Below are 16,248 nucleotides of genomic sequence, written 5' to 3'. Positions count from 1 at the left end.
TCTTTCACGTGAGCCGGTCGGCACACCTCGATCTTGGACGATGCGCCGCGAGAGCTGTATCGGGGGCCGACCCGGGGGCCGTGCCGGGGTCGGTCAGCGCACTCCGCGGATCGGCCGTACGGCGAGCGCGCCCAGCAGGGAGAGCACCGCGCCGGCGAGGAACAGCGCGGTGTAGCCGCCGCCCTGACCGCCGCCGCAGAGCGAGACGATCACGGAGGCGACGAACGGCGCCAGGATCTGCGGGCCCGCCTGCGCCATATTGAGAACGCCCAGATCGCGTGCCGCGTCCTCGGCGCTCGGCAGGATCATCGAGACGAGCGCGTTGTCGACGGCCATGAAGCAGCCGAAGCCGAGACCGTTGAGCACGGCGAAGACGAGCATGGCGGGCCACGTCGGCGAGAGCGCGGGGACGGTCAGCGCGACCGCGGAAATCACCGCGGAGAGCGCCACGAACAGCTTGCGGCGGTCCAGGCGGTCGGAGAGCACGCCGCCGACGACCGTGGACAGGGCCATGGCGGCCGCGTTGACCGGGGCGAGGATCGCGATGGCGGCCTCGGGCTCGATGCCGGGCGGCAGGACGATGTGGTCCTGGAGGATGTAGAGCTGGTAGCCGAAGACGCAGAAGTAGCCGAGGACGAGCAGCGCCCGCCCGATGAAGGCCCAGCGGAAGTCATGGTGGCGAAGGGCGCTGAGGAACGCCGCGAACTGCCGCTTCAGCGGCACCTGTTCGGCCCTGGCCACCGCGGGCAGCGGCTTCTCCCGGGCGAACGAGGTGAAGAGCACGGCAGATAGCGCCACAAAGGCGCCGAGCACCAGATAGCCGGTGCCGAGGCGATCGGCGAAGGCCGAGCCGAGCAGCGCCCCGATGGTCGAGCCGATCGGCATGCCGAGGCCGACCGCGGCGGACGCCCTGCCGCGCGCGGAGAGCGGCACCCGGTCCGGGACGACGGAGGTGAGCGCGGCCTGGAAGACGTTCATGACGGCCTGGCCCACGCACCAAGCGATGGTCACGAGCAGTACCGTGCCCGCCCCGCCGAGCAGCGCCATCGCGCCGACCGCGGCGAGCCCGCCGCCGAGAATCCACGGGTTGCGGCGCCCCGACCTGTCCGAGAGAGCGCCCGCGACCGGGTTGAAGAGGGTGGCGAAGACCGCGCTGACCCCGCTGACCAGGCCGAGCAGCGCGACCTTGTCGGCCTTGTCGATCTGCTCGATCTGGAGGGGGAGCAAGACACCGCCGACGCCGATGTAGAGCGTGAACATCGCGGTGTTGCCGAGCATGAGCAGCGGCATCAGACCGCGCGGGACACGGGCGGCACGATCCGACGGGAAGGCCTGTTCCTGACGAGCGGAAAGGGGCACAGTGCCCTCCTCCTCCGGTGGTCGGCCCTCAGGGCCTACTGGGCGGCAAGGTCGAGAACGAGTCGGTGACACGTGTCAGTTGACCCGCGACAGGATGTTTAGCAGTGAACGAACGGATCCACTAGCCCCTTGACGCGAGAAGCCGGACGTCGAGGTCCGGAGGGCGGCGCCGCCGGTACGGACTCGCTCCCCACTCCATGCCGAATTCCCGGTGAATACCACTAACGGGTACGCATTCCCGGTCAAGTGCCGGAAGGGTGCCAGAAGTCGGTACGTTCACGGTACGGCGTCGGCTTGAGGGGGTCTCGACGTGTTCCTCCGATGCGCCCGACGACTGGGTGCCCATCTCGTACTGGTGATGGTGGCCGGTACTTGCACCTACTTTCTCGCGGCGTTGAGCCTGGACCCGCGATCCACCTATGCCGATCGCAATCCACCGCCGTCCCCGGCGGAGATCGAGGCCGTCCTCAACGCCTACAACCTCAACCCCGGAACTCCGCTTGCCGAACGGTTCGTCCACTGGGCGCGAGGGGTCGCCGGGGGAGACCTGGGCTACACGGTGTCAGGTGGGCGCGTGGGCCCGGAGTTCCTGCGCCGCGCCGCGACCAGCGCCAGGCTGGTGCTGGTGGCCACGGTCGTCGGCTCGGCGGCCGGGATCCTGCTGGGGGCCTGGAGCGCCACCCGGCAGCGGCGCCGGAGCGACCGTGCGCTGACCCTGGCGTCCTTCGCCGTCCTCGCCACACCGGTCTTCGTCATCGCGGCCGCCTTGCAGTTATGGGCGAGGAACATCAACGACGCGGCGGGCATGACCGTTTTCGAATACACGGGTGAATACGCGCCAGGGGCGACGGGCACCTGGGACAGACTGCTCAGCAGAGTCCAGCACTTCGTGCTGCCGAGTATCACACTCATCGTTTATCAAGCCGCGCTGTTCAGCCTTTACCAACGCAATACGATGCTCGATGTCCTGCACGCGGACTTCGTACGCACAGCCCGGGCCAAAGGCCTTTCGCGACGCACCGCCCTGCGCAGACACGGGCTGCGGGTGGCGGTACTGCCACTGCTTCCCCTGCTGACCTACAACACCGTGCTGTCGTTCACCGGAGCCGTCTTCGTCGAGAAGATCTTCGGCTGGCACGGCATGGGCGAATGGCTCGTCGACTCCGTGCTCGCCCAGGACGTCAACCCGGTGGCGGCGGTCGGGCTCTTCACCGCCGCCCTGGTCCTCGCGGCCGGTCTGATCGCCGACGTGCTGCACCTCGCCCTCGACCCCAGGAGCAGGGCCGCATGAGCACACTCCCCGACCCCGGCGTGCTCCTGGCGACGGACCGGGCCGCCCTCACTCCGGGCGCGGTGAGGCGCCACCCGGCAGCGCTCACCGGTTCGGCACTGCTGACCGGGCTCGCCCTACTCGCCTGCTGCGGGCCGTTGTTCTACCCCTGGGAGCACACCGCTCTCGACCCCCTTGCCCTGAGCCGGCCCCCGAGCGGCAGCCACTGGTTCGGCACCGACGGGGCGGGCGCGGACGTCTTCGCCCAGGTCCTGCGGGGGACCCGGAGATCCCTGATCGTGGGCGTGCTCACCGCGATCCTCAGTACGACGGTGGCGGTCGTCATCGGGACAGCCGCGGGCTACGGCGGGGGCCGGCTGGACCGCGGGGTCCTCGCGTGCATCGGCCTCTTCCTGGTGCTGCCCGGCTTTCTGCTGGTCGCGGCGGTGTCCCCGGTCATCGAGGAGACGAACTGGCTGCTGCTCGTCGTGTTCCTCACCGCATTCAGCTGGATGATCACCGCTCGGGTGGTACGCGACAGCACCCGGTCGCTGAGGGAACGCGACTTCGTGCGGGCGGCACGCTACCTCGGGGTGCCCGGCCGGACGGTGATCCGCCGGCATGTGGTTCCCTCGCTGGCCTCCTTCCTCATCATCGACGCGACCCTCCAGGCCGAGTCCGCCGTGATCGCCGAGGCGAGCCTCGCCTACCTGGGCTTCGGGGCACGGCCCCCTGAGGTGTCCCTAGGGACAGTCATCGCCACGGGCACGCCGAACGCGATGGCGTACCCCTGGCTCTTCTACTTCCCGGTGTGCTCTCTGCTGCTGCTGTGCCTGTCGCTCTTCCTGATCGGCGACGGCCTGCGCGACGCACTCGACCCGACATCCGCGAGTACGAAGCGCCGAGGAGGCGCGTTTGCGGGTATGAAGCGCCGACGAGGCACGTCCGCGGGCACGAGGCGCCGACGAGACGTCACGGCGGGCGGCACTCCCGTCGAGGGCGGCCGGCTCCGCACCGATGAGTCGGCCCCGCCCGACCCGCCCGTCCTTGAGGTGCGGGACCTCCACGTCTGCCTGCCGAGCCCCGGCGGCACCGTCCACGCGGTCCGGGGAGTGTCCCTTCAGGTGCGGCCCGGCGAAGTCCTCGCCGTCGTCGGGGAATCCGGGGCCGGGAAGTCGGTGACGGCGTCCGCCATTCTCGGCCTGCTGCCCGAACAGGCCGAGGTCCGCGGTTCCGTACGGCTGAACGGACAGGACCTGACGGCCCTCGGCGAGGCCGGACTGTGCCGCGTCCGCGGCAAGGAACTGTCCATCGTCTTCCAGGACTCGCACGCGTCGCTGACTCCCGTGTACTCCGTCGGATTCCAGCTCGCGGAGGCCCTGCGCGTACACCAGCGGCTGACCAGAACGGCGGCGCGGCAACGGGCGGTCCAGCTCCTCGGGCTGGTGGGCATCGCCGACCCCGCGCGGCGGATCGACGCCTATCCCCACGAATTGTCCGGCGGAATGCGGCAACGCGTCGCCGTCGCCATGGCCATCGCCCACGGCCCCTCGGTCATCGTCGCCGACGAACCCACGACCGCGCTGGACGTCACCGCCCAGGCCCAGATCCTGGACCTCCTCGGCAGGGCCCGAACGGCCACCGGAGCGGCGGTCGTCATCATCACGCACGACCTGGCGGCGGTCGCGGGACTGGCAGACCGGATCCACGTCATGTACGCGGGACGCTTCGTCGAGGAAGGCCCCGTGGACGACGTCTACGAACGCCCCCGGATGCCGTACACGATCGGCCTGCTCGGTGCCGTGCCCCGCCCGGAGACCCGCCACCGCACCCTGACCCCCATCGAGGGCGGTCCACCGAGTCCGCTCCGGACACCGCGGGGCTGCCCCTTCGTGCCGCGGTGCCCGCTGGCCCTCGATGCCTGCGGTGAGGAGGAGCCCGTACTGGAGGTCCGCGACGGTGTCGGCCACGCGACCGCCTGCCTGCGCAGCGGAGAGTTCGAGCAGGAGCACGGGCCGGCCCTCACGGCGGCCCTGTCGACACCGTCCGACCCCAGCGCGTACGCGCCGCGGCCGCCGCGCGTCGAGCGGCCCGTCGTGCTGCGGATGCGGCGGGTGTCCCGCCACTACCCGGCCCGCCGGACCTCCTCCGGGCGGTCCGGGGCCGGTCCGGTACGGGCGGTGGACGACGTCAGCCTGGACATCCGGGATGGGGAGACGCTCGTACTCGTCGGTGAATCGGGAAGCGGCAAGACCACGCTGCTGAGACAGGTCGTCGAGGCGCCGCCGCAGCGGGGGCACGCGGCAGGGACGGTGCTGGTCGCCGGTCAGGACATCCGCGGCGCGTCGCCGGGTGAGCGGCGACTGCTCTGCCGTGAGGTGCAGATGGTGTTCCAGGACCCGGTCGCGGCCCTGGATCCGCGGATGACCGTCGCGGACATCCTCACCGAGCCGCTGGCCACGCACGGCTGGACGCGTGACGCGAGCGCCCGCAGGGTCGGCGAACTGCTCGGTCTCGTCGGCCTCGGCGCGGAGCACCGGGACCGCTTCCCCGCCCAGCTCTCCGGAGGCCAGGCCCAAAGAGTCGGCATCGCGCGGGCGCTGGCCCTGCGGCCGAGGCTCCTCCTGCTCGACGAGCCCGTCTCCGCCCTCGATGTCTCCGCACAGGCGGCGGTGCTCAACCTGCTGCGAAGACTGCGGGCTGAACTGGGGCTCAGCTGTCTCCTGGTCGCCCACGACCTCGCGGTCGCCGGCTACCTCGCGGACCGCGTCGCCGTGATGCACCTCGGACGCGTCGTCGAGACCGGTGACGCCGACACGGTCCTCACCCGGCCCGGCCACCCGTACACCCAGGTCCTGCTCTCCGCCGCCCCGCGGCCCGAGCCGAGGCTGGAGCGGACCCGGCCGCGCCTGCCCCTGCTCGGTGAGCCCCTGGGGCCGATGGACATCCCCCCGGGGTGCCGCTTCCGCGGTCGATGCCCCCGCTACGCGGAACTGCCGAGCGAGCAGCGACGGCGCTGCGAGAGCGAGGACCCCCCGCCGTTGGCCCAGGCGACGGAACACACCGTGGCCTGCCACTTCGCCGGGCCTCGCGTGGCCCACGACGGAGACCCCCCACAGCCATGGCCGAGCAGTCAGTAGTCACGTCTTCAGGAGGCGGCATCTTGCGTTCTTCCCGCACGGCACGCACGGCACGCACGGCATGCACGACACGTACGACAGGTACAGCACGCACGACACGTACGCCGGTGATCGCGGTCGTGGCCGCGGCCGCGCTCTGCGCGTCACTCGTCACCGCGTGTTCGACCCACGACGACAAGCCCTCGTCGGCCGCGCCACCCGCGAGCCGGATCAACCCCGTGGACCGCGCCGACCTGAAGAAGGGAGGCGTGCTCGACTGGCCCGTGGCCGTCATCCAGGAGAACCTCAACGTCCGGCATCTCGACGGCGGTCACGTCGACACGCGGCGCGTCGTGGAGTCGATGCTGCCCATCCTCATGAAGAGCGACGCCCGGGGCCGCGTCGCCCCCGACCCCGACTATCTCGTGTCCGCCGTATCCCGGATGAGGGCCGGGCGGCAGCGCGTCACCTACCGCGTCAACGAGAACGCGCGATGGACCGACGGGGCGCCGATCACCTACCGGGACTTCCGGGCGAACTGGAAGGCGCAGAACGGCCGGAACCCCGCCTTCCACCCGCTCTCCCGCACCGGCTACGAGCTGATCTCGAAGGTGTCCGCAGGGCCCGGGGGAGACCGGGAGGTCATCGTCGACTTCGCCCGCCCCTTCGGGGAGTGGCGAGCACTGTTCACGCCGCTGTACCCGGCGTCCGTCATCGGTACGGCCACCGGCTTCAACTCCGGATTCAAGGGCAGGGCGAAGGTCACGGCCGGACCGTTCAGGTTCGCCGGCCGGGACGAGACCGCCAAGACACTGACCGTGGTGCGCAACGACAAGTGGTGGGGGGACACCCCGCTCCTGGACAGGATCGTGTTCCGCGCACTCGACCCGGCCGCCCACCCCGGGGCCTTCGACAACGGGGAGATCGACCTCTTCGATGTCGGGGCCAAGGCCGCCGCGTACCGCTCCGCCCAGGACACGCCCGGCGCACAGATCCTGCGGGCCGCGGCGCCGAGCCACCGCCAGCTGACCATGAACGGGCAGAGCCGACTCCTCAAGGACGTCCGCGTCCGGAGGGCGCTGGCACGGGCCGTCGACCGCCGCAGGATCGCCCGGGTCGCGCTCCAGGGAGTCGACTGGAACGCCCGACCGCTCGGCAACCACTTCTTCCTCCCCCAGCAGGACGGCTACCGGGACAGCGCGGGCCAGGTCGGTACGTACGATCCCGCGGCGGCCCGCGCGGCGCTCGCCTCGGCGGGCTGGCGCCGCGAGGGCACATTCCGCAAGAAGGGCGGACGGACGCTCGAACTGGACTATGTGTCCGTCAGCGGTGAGGCGGAAGCGCAGAACGAGGGACGGGTCATCCAGGCGATGCTCCGCGACGTGGGCGTACGGCTGAAACTCACGTTCGTGCCGCAGAACGTGCTTTTCGAGCGCCATGTCATTCCGGGCGACTTCGACCTCGCCGTCTTCAGCTGGACCAAAAGGCCTTTCCCGGTGTCGGCGAGTCGCAGCCTCTATGTGAAGCCCAAGGGGAAGGACATCCAGTTGAACTTCGCGCGGACCGGGACCTCCCGGATCGACGCGCTGCTCGACAAGGCGGTGACCGAGACGGACAGGGGGCAGGCCGTCGACGTCATCAACCGGGCCGATCGGCTGATCTGGCAGCAGGCGGCCGCCATCCCCCTCTACCAGGAGCCCGGCATCGTCGCGTCGAAGCGCAGCCTCGCCAACCTGGGAGCCCAGGGCTTCACCACGGTCGTCTACCAGGACATCGGCTTCACCGGGTGAGCGGGCACGGTCACCGGTACAGGGCGTCGAGTTCCTCGCGGAACCGCGCGTGCACCACATGGCGCGCGACCTTCATGGAGATGGTCAACTCCCCTTCGCCCAGCGAAAGATCGCGGTCCATGACCATGAACGTCCGCACGCGGTAATACTCTTGCAGCGTGGCGTTCGCGCGTTGGACCGTCCGCGTCAGTTCCCGCAGCAGGATCGGGTCGCGCACCAGAGAGGCCATGGCGGTGGGCAGTCGGCGTTCGGCGGCCCATTTCCTGGCGTACGGCTCATTGAGCGTCAGCAGGACCACGAGGTGCGGTTTCCCCTCCCCGTAGGCGACCGCGTGGGAGATCAGGGGATTGGTGCGCAGTTCGCTCTCGATGGGGTTCGGTGACACGGCCACACCGTGGGAGAGCTGAATGAGTTCCTTCTTGCGGCCGGTGAGCGTCACGTACCCGTCGGCGTCGATGCTGCCGAGGTCTCCGGTGTGCAGCCAGCCGTCGCGTACGGAACCGAACTCGTCCTCGTGGTAGCCCCAGTAGCCGCGGAACACGTTGGCACCCCGGATCAGCACCTCACCGTCGGGCGCCGTGGCGACCTCGACCCCCGGCAAGGGCCTGCCCACGGTCCCCAGCCGGTAGGCATCCGGGGTGTTGGTGGTGGCCGCCGCCGCTGTCTCCGTCATCCCGTAGCACTCGACGAGGGGAACTCCGCAGCCCAGGAAGAAGACGAGGATCTCCCGGGACACCGGCGCGCCCGACACCGTCACCCTCCGCAGCGCGCCGCCGAAATGGTCGCGGACCTTGGCGAACAGGGACTTCTCCGTGGCGTCGAACCACTCCTGGAGGCGGGGCGGCAGCACCTCGCCGCGCCTGACGCGTTCCCGCGCGTCCAGCCCTGCCCGCGCCGCCTCGACGACCAGGGACACGTCCTCCTCGGGCCAGGAGGCGAGGACCGAGCTGTAGATCTGTTCGAGCGCCAGCGGGACGAGCGGCAGGATCTGCGGCCGTGCGGCGCGGATCTCGTCCACCAGGCTGTCGTCGGGGCCACCGCGCCGGAAGACGAGCGTGTACCGGGACCACCAGGCGAGGACCTGCATCAGCATCGCGATGGTGTGCGGCCCGGTGACGACGAAGACGGTTCCGTTGGTGTGCTCCTGAGCGCCTTCCGGCCGGGGCGGTGGCTGCGGGTGCGCCCGCAGGACGCTCACATAGTTGCCGTGGCTGAGGGCGCAGCCCTTCTTGGGGCCCGTGGTGCCCGAGGTGTAGATGATGGCCAGCAGGTCGTCCGCCCCTACCGCGTCCGAGTGCCGCCTCAGCTCCGCCGCGTCCACGTCACGCCGTCCCCGGGCCTGAAGTTCGTCGAGGCTCAGCGTTCGTACGGGGGGCTCGGCGGAACCCGCTGCCGAGTCGGCGGAGTCGGGCGGTGACGCGGGAGCCGGGGGATCGATCAGCACGGTGTGGCGCAGGTGCGGCAGACGGGGCCGGGCGGCCTCGACCTTCGCCAACTGCTCCGCGTCCTCGCACACCACCACCCGGGCGTCGCAGTCACCGAGCACATGGACGATCTCCTCGGGGACCGTCGAGGGCAGCAGGGACACCACCACGAGCCCCGAAGCCGCGGCCGCCAGCAGCGTCGTCGTCCACTCGGGCCGCAGTCCAGAGAGCACCGCCACCCGGTCGCCCGGCGCAAGGCCCAGCGAGAGCAGGCCGCGCGCCGTGCCCTCACTCGCCTCCCAGGCCTCGGCGTACGTCAGGTGGCACGGCTCGTCGGCGGGGCCGCGCCAGCGGATCGCGGCCGCCGTCGGCCACCGTTCCGCGTTCCGTCGTGCGAGGTGAGCCAGCGTCCCGCCGGTCCCGGAAGGGCCGCTGGGGCGGGCGTCCGGGGCGGCTCGGCCGTCCCTCGCGACCGGGGTGTCGCCACCGACGCTCAAACCGACGTTCATACCGCTCCTTCGTCGACATCGGCGTGGAGCAGATAGCCCCGCTGCCGCACCGTTTTGATGAACAGGCCGAGGGGGGCGACCCGGCGGCGCGTGCGCAGGATCCTGACGTCCAAGGCGTTGCGCCGGCCGTCCCTGTCCTCGGGCCACACCCGCGCCGCCAGCACGTGCCGGCTGACCACCGAGCCGTAGGACTCGATGAGCAGACGCGCGATCTCGGCCTCGCTCGCCGCCAGGGGCAGGTGCCGCCCGGCGAAACTCAGCACGTTCTGTGCGTCGATCGCCGGTCTGCGCTGCGCCGCTCTGGCCCGCAATGTGTCGCAGCGCACCCGCAACTCCCGTTCGTCGACCGGAAGTCGCACCCAGTCCTCCATCGGATCCAGGGTCGTCGGAGGCTGCTCACCGGGGTGCACCAGAAGGAGCCGAGGCACCTTGCGAAGGCGCAACTCCTCCACGACGTCGGCCTGTTCGGGCCAGCGCAGAGCCGGAACGCCGCCGGTCGCCCGGTGAGTGCTTCGGCGACCCGGCACAGGCGTGGACGGGGGTGGAGCGGGAAATCTGATCATGCGTCTTCCTGAGCGCTGGGGGACATGTCTTCTTCAAGGGCGAACCAGGTCCTGGTGCCTTGCCGGGTCCGGTCGCAGCCCCACGCGGAAGCCATCGCCTCCACGAGGAGCAGCCCCCGGCCGCTCTCCGCCAGTTCCTCCGCGGGGGAGTCGGCGACCACGGGAAGGCCCGCGCACCCCGGGTCGTCGACCGAGATGATGAGCGATGCGGGCCCCTGCCGGATGCTGACCTCGACGGTCTCCTCGGTCCGGGCGCCGACCGCCGCATGCGTGACGGCGTTGGACAGCAGTTCGCAGAAGAGGAGTTCCACGGTGTCCACCTGCTCGCCCCACCCCCACTCGATCATGGAGCGGCGCACCCGGTGGCGGGCGCCGGGCACCGCCCGGACGGACGCCGGAACTCTGAGCCGCAGGGCGCGGAAGTCCCTCGGCCGCCGTGTCTCATGACCTGGCCGGGGCCGCAGTGCGACCGGGCCGGCGGTCTCGATCAAGGGAGCCATCTCCGCCTCCTGTGGTCCGCTGGACAGAGCCTCACGGGCTCGCCCCTGTCGACTCCCAGAGGACCGCGCGCACGGATACGGATTCAATGCGGGGCGCTACCTAATCATCTGGCGGAAAGCATGCGTACCGAGGCCGGGCGGGGCCGTCGGCGGACCCGTCTCAGGGCCCGTCAGCGGACTGTCAGCGGGTCGCGCCAAGAGGGGCAGAACGCCTAAACTGCGTATCTGGCTGATGTTCCGGTGGGTGTGGCTCGGTCACACCTTGCAGAGGGCGAGAACCGGTGGCGCAAGCGGTGACTTCCACGGACATCTCGTGGATGCGGCGAAATGGCTTCACTCTGGTCGGCCGCGAGCGGCAACTCGAAGACCTTGTCACCGCGTTACGGACTCTGCCCTCGGTGGTCATGGTCGAGGGCGAGTCGGGATCCGGCAAGTCACGGCTGGTGCGCGAAGCGGAGCAACTCCTCACGGCCGATGGTACGCGGGTGGCGACAGGCCTGTGCTGCCCACTGCGCGAGCCGTTCCCGTACGGCCCCGTTCTCCAGGCGGTCGGCCAGGCGGCGGAGCGGCTCCCCGCGGACTGCCTCCTGCCCCCCGAGACCCGGACGCTGGCCTCCTTCCTCCCCGGCCTGGCACCGCACGTCGACGACTCGCAGCAGGTGGCCGGCGCGATGCCCGAGCGGCACCGGCTCCTCCTCGGCATCCGGGCCGTGCTGCGCGTCGTCGAACCGGTGGTGCTGGTCATCGAGGACATGCACTGGGCGGACGAGGCCACCCGTGAACTCCTGTTCCTCATCGCCCGGGAGCCCCCGCCCGGCCTCGGCCTCGTCCTGACGTACCGCGCGGAGGACCTGCCGCCCACCGAGCCGGTCCTGGGCAGCGCGTTCCGCAGGCCGATCGGGGTGTCGGGCGGCGAGATCCGGCTCCAGCCGCTCAGCGAGCAGGAGGTCACGGCCCTGGCGTCGGAAGTCGTGGGGCGCGTGGCGGGCCGTGCTCTGGGGCAGGTCCTGCACCGGCGCAGCGCCGGTCTCGCCCTGGCGGTGGAGGAGGACCTGCTCACGCTCCTGGACCGGCGCAAGAAGAACGGGCCGCAGGGGCTCGAACAGGAGACGGAGGCCCTGGGCCGCTCCCCGGTGCCGCGCTCCCTGCGGGAAGCCGTCCACGAGCGGCTCGCCGTGCTGCCGGAGCCCGCCGCCCGCGTCGTGGAGGCGGCGGCCGTCCTCGCGGTGCCCGCCGCCCAGGACGTACTGGCGGAGGTGGCCGGCCTCGAGGCCGACCAGGCCACCACCGCGCTCACCCAGGCCCTGCACCGAGCGCTCCTGCACGAGCCGGAACCCGCCAAGTACGCCTTCCGCCACGTACTCGCGCAGCAGGCCGTGTACGGAGACCTCCCCGGCCCGAGGCGGCTGCACCTGCACCGGCGGGCACATGGCGCACTGCGTGGGCAGCAGCGGCCTCCGCTGGTCCAGATCGCCCACCACACCAAGGCGCTGGGGGACAAGGAGGCATGGCTGAGGGAAGCCGAGGAAGCGGCCCGCGAAGCCGTCGCCGTGGGGGACGACGGCGTCGCCTCCCAACTCCTGCACGGCATCCTGAAAGAGGAGGGAGTGCGGCCGCAGGCCCGCTCACGCGCCGCCCTCGCCCTAGCCGACATCGCGCACAAGTTCACCCGCTTCGCGCACCACCTGGCCATCATGCGGCGGCTCGTGGACGACCCCACGCTCCCCATCCGGACCCGCGGCCGGGTCAGGCTCACCCTCGCCGCGGTCCTCATGAACCACGCGGGTGACGTGGCCTCGTTCCGAGAGCTGACGAAGGCCATGGAGGAACTCGAACCGTGGCCCGCTCTCGCCGCGTCCGGCATGCTCAACGCGATCTTCTACGAGCGCGTCCAGACCCCCGCCGAGATCGCCCTGTGGGTGGACCGGGCCGAGACGGCCCTGCGGGGCTGCCGGGACGAGGGGCGGCTGGCCGAACTGGAGGGCGCCAAGCTGTTCCTGATGGCCAGGGGCGGTGACCCCGCACTCTGGGAACGCATCGACGCCCTCCCGCGGACCTCGCCGCACCCCGAGGTGCGAAGGCAGCGGCTCATCGCCCTGTACAACGTCGGAACGAACGCGCTGAACCGGGGGGAGGACGCGCGCGCCGCCGCGCTGCTGCACGAGGCCGTCCGGCTGACCACCGATGGTGTCAACCCGTCCCTGGAGTGCTTCGCCCGGACCCAGCTCCTGCGCTACGACTGGCTCTCCGGCGCGTGGGACGGCCTTGAGGAGCGCCTCGAAGAACTGAACACGTCGTGCCCCGACATGGCGATCGCACAGCGCGAACGAGCCCTTCTCGGCGGGAGCCTGGCAGCGAGCAGAGGGCAGTGGTCCAAGGCGATGGAGCACTTGGAGTTCGCTCGCGGCGCGGGGGAGCGCATCTGCGGCACGCTGTGCGCCCTGCACGCGGCAGCGGCCACCGCCGAGGTCCATCTCGCCCGCGACGAGCCGGACAGGGCGTGGGAAGCGCTCGGTCCCGCGATCCGGCTGCTCCAGTCCACCTCCAGTTGGTTCAAGCTCCTGGGGGTGGTGCAGGCGGCGGTCCGAGCGGCCTTGGGAATCGGTCACCGCGCGGCGGCGCAACAGCTGGTGGAGCAAGCGCTGGCAGCACAGGAGAACTACATCGCGCCGGCGGCGGACGCCGAACTGTACGTGGCTCGCGGGCTGCTGGAACAGGACACCGACCCCGACGGCGCGGCTCGGTGGTTCCGGCGGGCCCGCGACAAGTGGCGTGCCATCGGCCGGCCCTACCCCGCCGCCCGCGCCGTCGAGCTGCTCGCCCACTGCCACGACGGCCCGCGGGCAGCCGCGGACCCCTCCTGCCTCGGCGAGGCGCTCGACACCTACAGCAGGCTCGGGGCCACCGCCGACCTCGCCCGATGCCGGCACGCCCTGCGGGAGACGGGCGCGAAACGCCCCGCCACCCCCGGACGGCGCGGCTACGGCGAGGATCTCTCGCCGCGGGAGGCCGAAGTGGCCCGGCTGCTCGCCGAGGGCGCGAGCAACCGTGACATCGCCCAGGCGCTCTACCTCTCGGTGCGCACGGTCGAGCACCACGTCGCCCGGACGCTGAAGAAGCTCCGGGTCGACCATCGCGCCGAGGTGTCCGCGGCGCTGCGGCGCGGACCGTAGCCCTCCCGCTCTTCGCGGGGGTGGCCCGCGGTACGTCAGGCCGCGGGCGCCGCTACCTCTCTCGCCGCGAGCGAGGAACCGTACCGCCGCAGCAGCAGGACCGCCGTCGTGGCGAGGCCCGTGAGGAGGCCGAGCCAGATACCGACCGTCTCCAGCCCCAGCGGGTGGGAGAGGAGCCAGGCCGCGGGCAGGCCGACGGCCCAGTAGCCGATGACCGTGATGCGGAAGCCGCTCTTGGTGTCGTCGAGCCCGCGCAGCAGGCCCACGCCGATGTTCTGCGCGCAGTCGAAGAACTGGAGGAACGCCGTGACGATCAACAGGTGCGTGGCGATCGTCAGCGCGCGGTCGGAGCCGGAGTCCATGAAGGGGGCCAGGACCAGGCGCGGCACGGTGAGGTAGGCGATGCCCACGACCGCCATGACGGCCGCCGCGCACGCCAGCGCGGTGTTCTTGATGCGCCGCGCGTCGTCGACGCGGCCGAGCGCCAGCTCCCTGCTGACGTTGATGGACGCGGCGTGCGAGAGGCCGACGGCGACCTGGAAGACGATGTACACGAGCTGGTTCACGGCCGTGTGCGCGGCGAGCGCCGCCGGCCCGAACGCGCCCGCCATCAGCGCCGTCACGGAGAAGAACCCCGCCTCCGAGCCGTACGTCGCGGCGATCGGCACCCCGAGTCCGATCAGCCGCTTCACGGCGGCGGGATCGGCCTTGGCGGCGTTCAGCGTGAGCAGCGGCGCCAGGGCGGCGTCGCGCTTGGCGGAGGCGTACAGCGCGAGGAACGACAGGAGATAGACCGTGGACGTGGCCACGCCGATGCCGGTCAGGCCGAGCTTCGGCAGGCCCCACGTGCCGTGGATGAGCACCCAGTTGAGACCGGCGTTGACCGCGATCGAGGCGATCGTGATGCGCAGCAGGGCCTGTGGGCGGCGCATGCCGACGGTGAACTGGCGGATCGCCTGGAACCACAGACACGGCAGCAGGCCGGGCGCCAGCGCGATCAGCATCGTCTGCGTGCGGTCGACGACGGCGGCGTCCTGGCCGAGCCAGGTCAGGCACTGGCCGATGAGGACCATGAGGACGGCGCCGACGATCCCGGCGAGCGTGGCGACGGCCATGCTCGCGCGGACGATCCCGCGGACCTCCTCGTGATCACCCCCCGCGCCCTCCCCCCCGGTCTCCTCGGCCTTCTCGGCGCGTGCGGCGGCCGCGGCTATCTGGTTGCCGACCGAGGTGACCAGGCCGACCCCCATCGTGCGGAGCTGGTTGAAGATGACGATGGCGAGGCCGCCCGCGGCCAGCTCCTGGGTGCCGAGCAGGCCCATCATCACCGTGTCCGTGGTGGTCAGGGCGACCTGGGCGAGCTGGGTGAGGATGAGCGGAACGGCGAGCGTGGCCAGCGCGCGGCTGTCGCCGAGCAGGGTGGCGAGCGCCGAGGGCGGCGCGTCCCGGTGGGGGGCCTCGGGAGCGGCGGGCGAGTCGGGCTTGGGGGGCATCGGGGTCATCGGTTCCTGCGGAGCTTGGTGAGGATCTCGTCGATCTCGCGTTCCGCGTCGGGATCGAGGAGGTTGCGGGCGTTCATCCAGGCGTCGTCGAAGACGGTGTCCAGGTACTTCTCGCCGCCGTCGTTGATGAGGGCGACCATAGTGCTGCCCGGGGGGAGCGTGCCCAGGCGGGTCAGTGCCTCGTACACCACACCGCCCGCCGAGCCGCCGATGAGCAGCCCGGTGCGGGCCACGGCGCGGCAGGTCGCGAACGCCTCGACGTCCCCGACCTTGACGCCCTCGTCGATCAGGTCGAAGTCGACGAGCGCCCCGATCTCGGCGCCCTCCGGCGTACCCGTGCCGGACTGGTAGTAGTCGTGCGCGGGCCCGCCGAACGCGATCGACCCCTTGGGCTCGACCCCGACCGTCGCGAAGTCCGGTACGAGCTTGCGCAGTTCCCGGGTGGTGCCGCACAGGGCGCCGCCCGTGCCGACCGCCCCGATGAGTACGTCGATGCGGCCGTCGAGGGCCTCGTGCAGCTCGTGGGCGACGGGGAAGTAGCCGACGCCGTTGCTCGGGTTGTTGTGCTGCTCCGTGAAGATCGTGTTGTCCTTGCCGCGCGCCATCTCCTCGGCGAGTTCCTCGCGGGCGGCGGTGGCCAGCTCCTCGCTCTCCCCGCCCTCGTCGACGTAGACCAGCTCCGTGCCGAGGGCCTTCATCGCGCGCAGCTTGTCCGTGCAGGCGTGGTGGTCCACGACGGCGGTGAAGGTGTAGCCGCGCTCGGCGGCCACGACCGCGAGACCGAGGCCGGTGTTGCCGGACGTGGACTCGATGATCCGGCCGCCCGGGCGCAGCTCGCCGCGTTCCTCGGCGTCGAGGACCATCTGCCGGGCCATGCGGATCTTCGCGGTGCCGGTGGGGTTGAACATCTCCAGCTTCAGCAGCAGACGGCTGCCGGTCTCGGTGGTGGCCAGCTCCAGAAGGGGGGTGCGGCCGATGAGGTCGGACACGTGGGAGACCACGGCGGGACGCTGAAGGGCTCCGGGCATCGATGTGCTCC

10 protein-coding genes are annotated in these 16,248 nt (G+C 71.4%); 4 read left to right on the top strand and 6 right to left on the bottom strand.

The window, feature by feature from the left end:
- Positions 1-93: 93 nt before the first annotated feature.
- The gene (locus tag IG54_RS0109190) at positions 94-1,359 is read right to left on the bottom strand and encodes an MFS transporter (protein WP_030779745.1); all 1,266 of its coding nucleotides are present in this window, start codon (positions 1,357-1,359) and stop codon (positions 94-96) included.
- 358 nt (positions 1,360-1,717) lie between these two features.
- Between IG54_RS0109190 and IG54_RS0109185 the strand changes: the two genes are divergently transcribed.
- From IG54_RS0109185 to IG54_RS0109175, 3 genes are all read left to right on the top strand, one after another.
- Positions 1,718-2,650 carry an ABC transporter permease gene (locus tag IG54_RS0109185; RefSeq protein ID WP_051819386.1) on the top strand — a complete coding sequence of 311 codons (933 nt, stop codon included), beginning with the start codon at positions 1,718-1,720 and terminating at the stop codon, positions 2,648-2,650.
- Positions 2,647-5,769 (top strand): dipeptide ABC transporter ATP-binding protein, encoded by a 3,123-nt coding sequence (locus IG54_RS37815; protein WP_078593882.1) that lies wholly within the window; start codon positions 2,647-2,649, stop codon positions 5,767-5,769. The genes IG54_RS0109185 and IG54_RS37815 overlap by 4 nt, the downstream gene beginning before the upstream one ends.
- A gap of 107 nt (positions 5,770-5,876) precedes the next feature.
- A complete protein-coding gene (locus tag IG54_RS0109175) occupies positions 5,877-7,538 on the top strand; it encodes an ABC transporter family substrate-binding protein (protein ID WP_051819385.1) in 1,662 nt (553 codons plus the stop codon).
- A 10-nt stretch (positions 7,539-7,548) separates the two neighbouring features.
- Here IG54_RS0109175 and IG54_RS0109170 read toward each other — a convergent pair whose 3' ends face one another.
- The 3 genes from IG54_RS0109170 to IG54_RS39180 are packed head-to-tail and all read right to left on the bottom strand — an operon-like array spanning position 7,549 to position 10,534.
- A complete protein-coding gene (locus IG54_RS0109170) occupies positions 7,549-9,471 on the bottom strand; it encodes an AMP-dependent synthetase/ligase (RefSeq protein WP_051819384.1) in 1,923 nt (640 codons plus the stop codon).
- A complete protein-coding gene (locus IG54_RS0109165; RefSeq protein ID WP_078593878.1) occupies positions 9,468-10,034 on the bottom strand; it encodes a winged helix-turn-helix domain-containing protein in 567 nt (188 codons plus the stop codon). The genes IG54_RS0109170 and IG54_RS0109165 overlap by 4 nt, the downstream gene beginning before the upstream one ends.
- Positions 10,031-10,534 (bottom strand): ATP-binding protein, encoded by a 504-nt coding sequence (locus IG54_RS39180; protein WP_051819382.1) that lies wholly within the window; start codon positions 10,532-10,534, stop codon positions 10,031-10,033. Before IG54_RS39180 ends, IG54_RS0109165 begins: the two co-directional genes overlap by 4 nt.
- 293 nt (positions 10,535-10,827) lie before the next feature.
- Here IG54_RS39180 and IG54_RS0109155 point away from each other — a divergent pair, with 293 nt between their 5' ends.
- Positions 10,828-13,707, top strand: a complete 2,880-nt coding sequence (locus tag IG54_RS0109155; RefSeq protein ID WP_158708846.1) for an ATP-binding protein — start codon at positions 10,828-10,830, stop codon at positions 13,705-13,707.
- Between the two features lie 35 nt (positions 13,708-13,742).
- Here the strand turns inward: IG54_RS0109155 and IG54_RS0109150 are convergent, their stop codons facing one another.
- Both IG54_RS0109150 and IG54_RS0109145 read right to left on the bottom strand, forming a co-directional pair.
- Complete coding sequence (locus IG54_RS0109150; RefSeq protein WP_051819400.1) at positions 13,743-15,200, bottom strand: MATE family efflux transporter; 1,458 nt, start codon at positions 15,198-15,200, stop codon at positions 13,743-13,745.
- A gap of 5 nt (positions 15,201-15,205) precedes the next feature.
- Positions 15,206-16,237, bottom strand: a complete 1,032-nt coding sequence (locus tag IG54_RS0109145; protein ID WP_030779722.1) for a cysteine synthase family protein — start codon at positions 16,235-16,237, stop codon at positions 15,206-15,208.
- Positions 16,238-16,248 lie beyond the last annotated feature (11 nt).

Origin of the sequence: Streptomyces sp. NRRL S-920 (assembly GCF_000717945.1) — a bacterium.
Taxonomy (GTDB): domain Bacteria; phylum Actinomycetota; class Actinomycetes; order Streptomycetales; family Streptomycetaceae; genus Streptomyces; species Streptomyces alboniger.
Note: the sequence above shows the minus strand (reverse complement) of the source record. Positions and strands in the feature narration are given on the sequence as shown.

Excerpts from the sequence above, each read along its gene's own strand:
- IG54_RS0109185 (WP_051819386.1), top strand. The coding sequence starts at position 1,718 with ATGGTGGCCGGTACTTGCACCTACTTTCTCGCGGCGTTGAGCCTGGAC.
- IG54_RS37815 (WP_078593882.1), top strand. The coding sequence starts at position 2,647 with ATGAGCACACTCCCCGACCCCGGCGTGCTCCTGGCGACGGACCGGGCC.
- IG54_RS0109170 (WP_051819384.1), bottom strand. The coding sequence starts at position 9,471 with ATGAACGTCGGTTTGAGCGTCGGTGGCGACACCCCGGTCGCGAGGGAC.
- IG54_RS0109165 (WP_078593878.1), bottom strand. The coding sequence starts at position 10,034 with ATGATCAGATTTCCCGCTCCACCCCCGTCCACGCCTGTGCCGGGTCGC.
- IG54_RS39180 (WP_051819382.1), bottom strand. The coding sequence starts at position 10,534 with ATGGCTCCCTTGATCGAGACCGCCGGCCCGGTCGCACTGCGGCCCCGG.
- IG54_RS0109150 (WP_051819400.1), bottom strand. The coding sequence starts at position 15,200 with ATGCCCCCCAAGCCCGACTCGCCCGCCGCTCCCGAGGCCCCCCACCGG.
- IG54_RS0109145 (WP_030779722.1), bottom strand. The coding sequence starts at position 16,237 with ATGCCCGGAGCCCTTCAGCGTCCCGCCGTGGTCTCCCACGTGTCCGAC.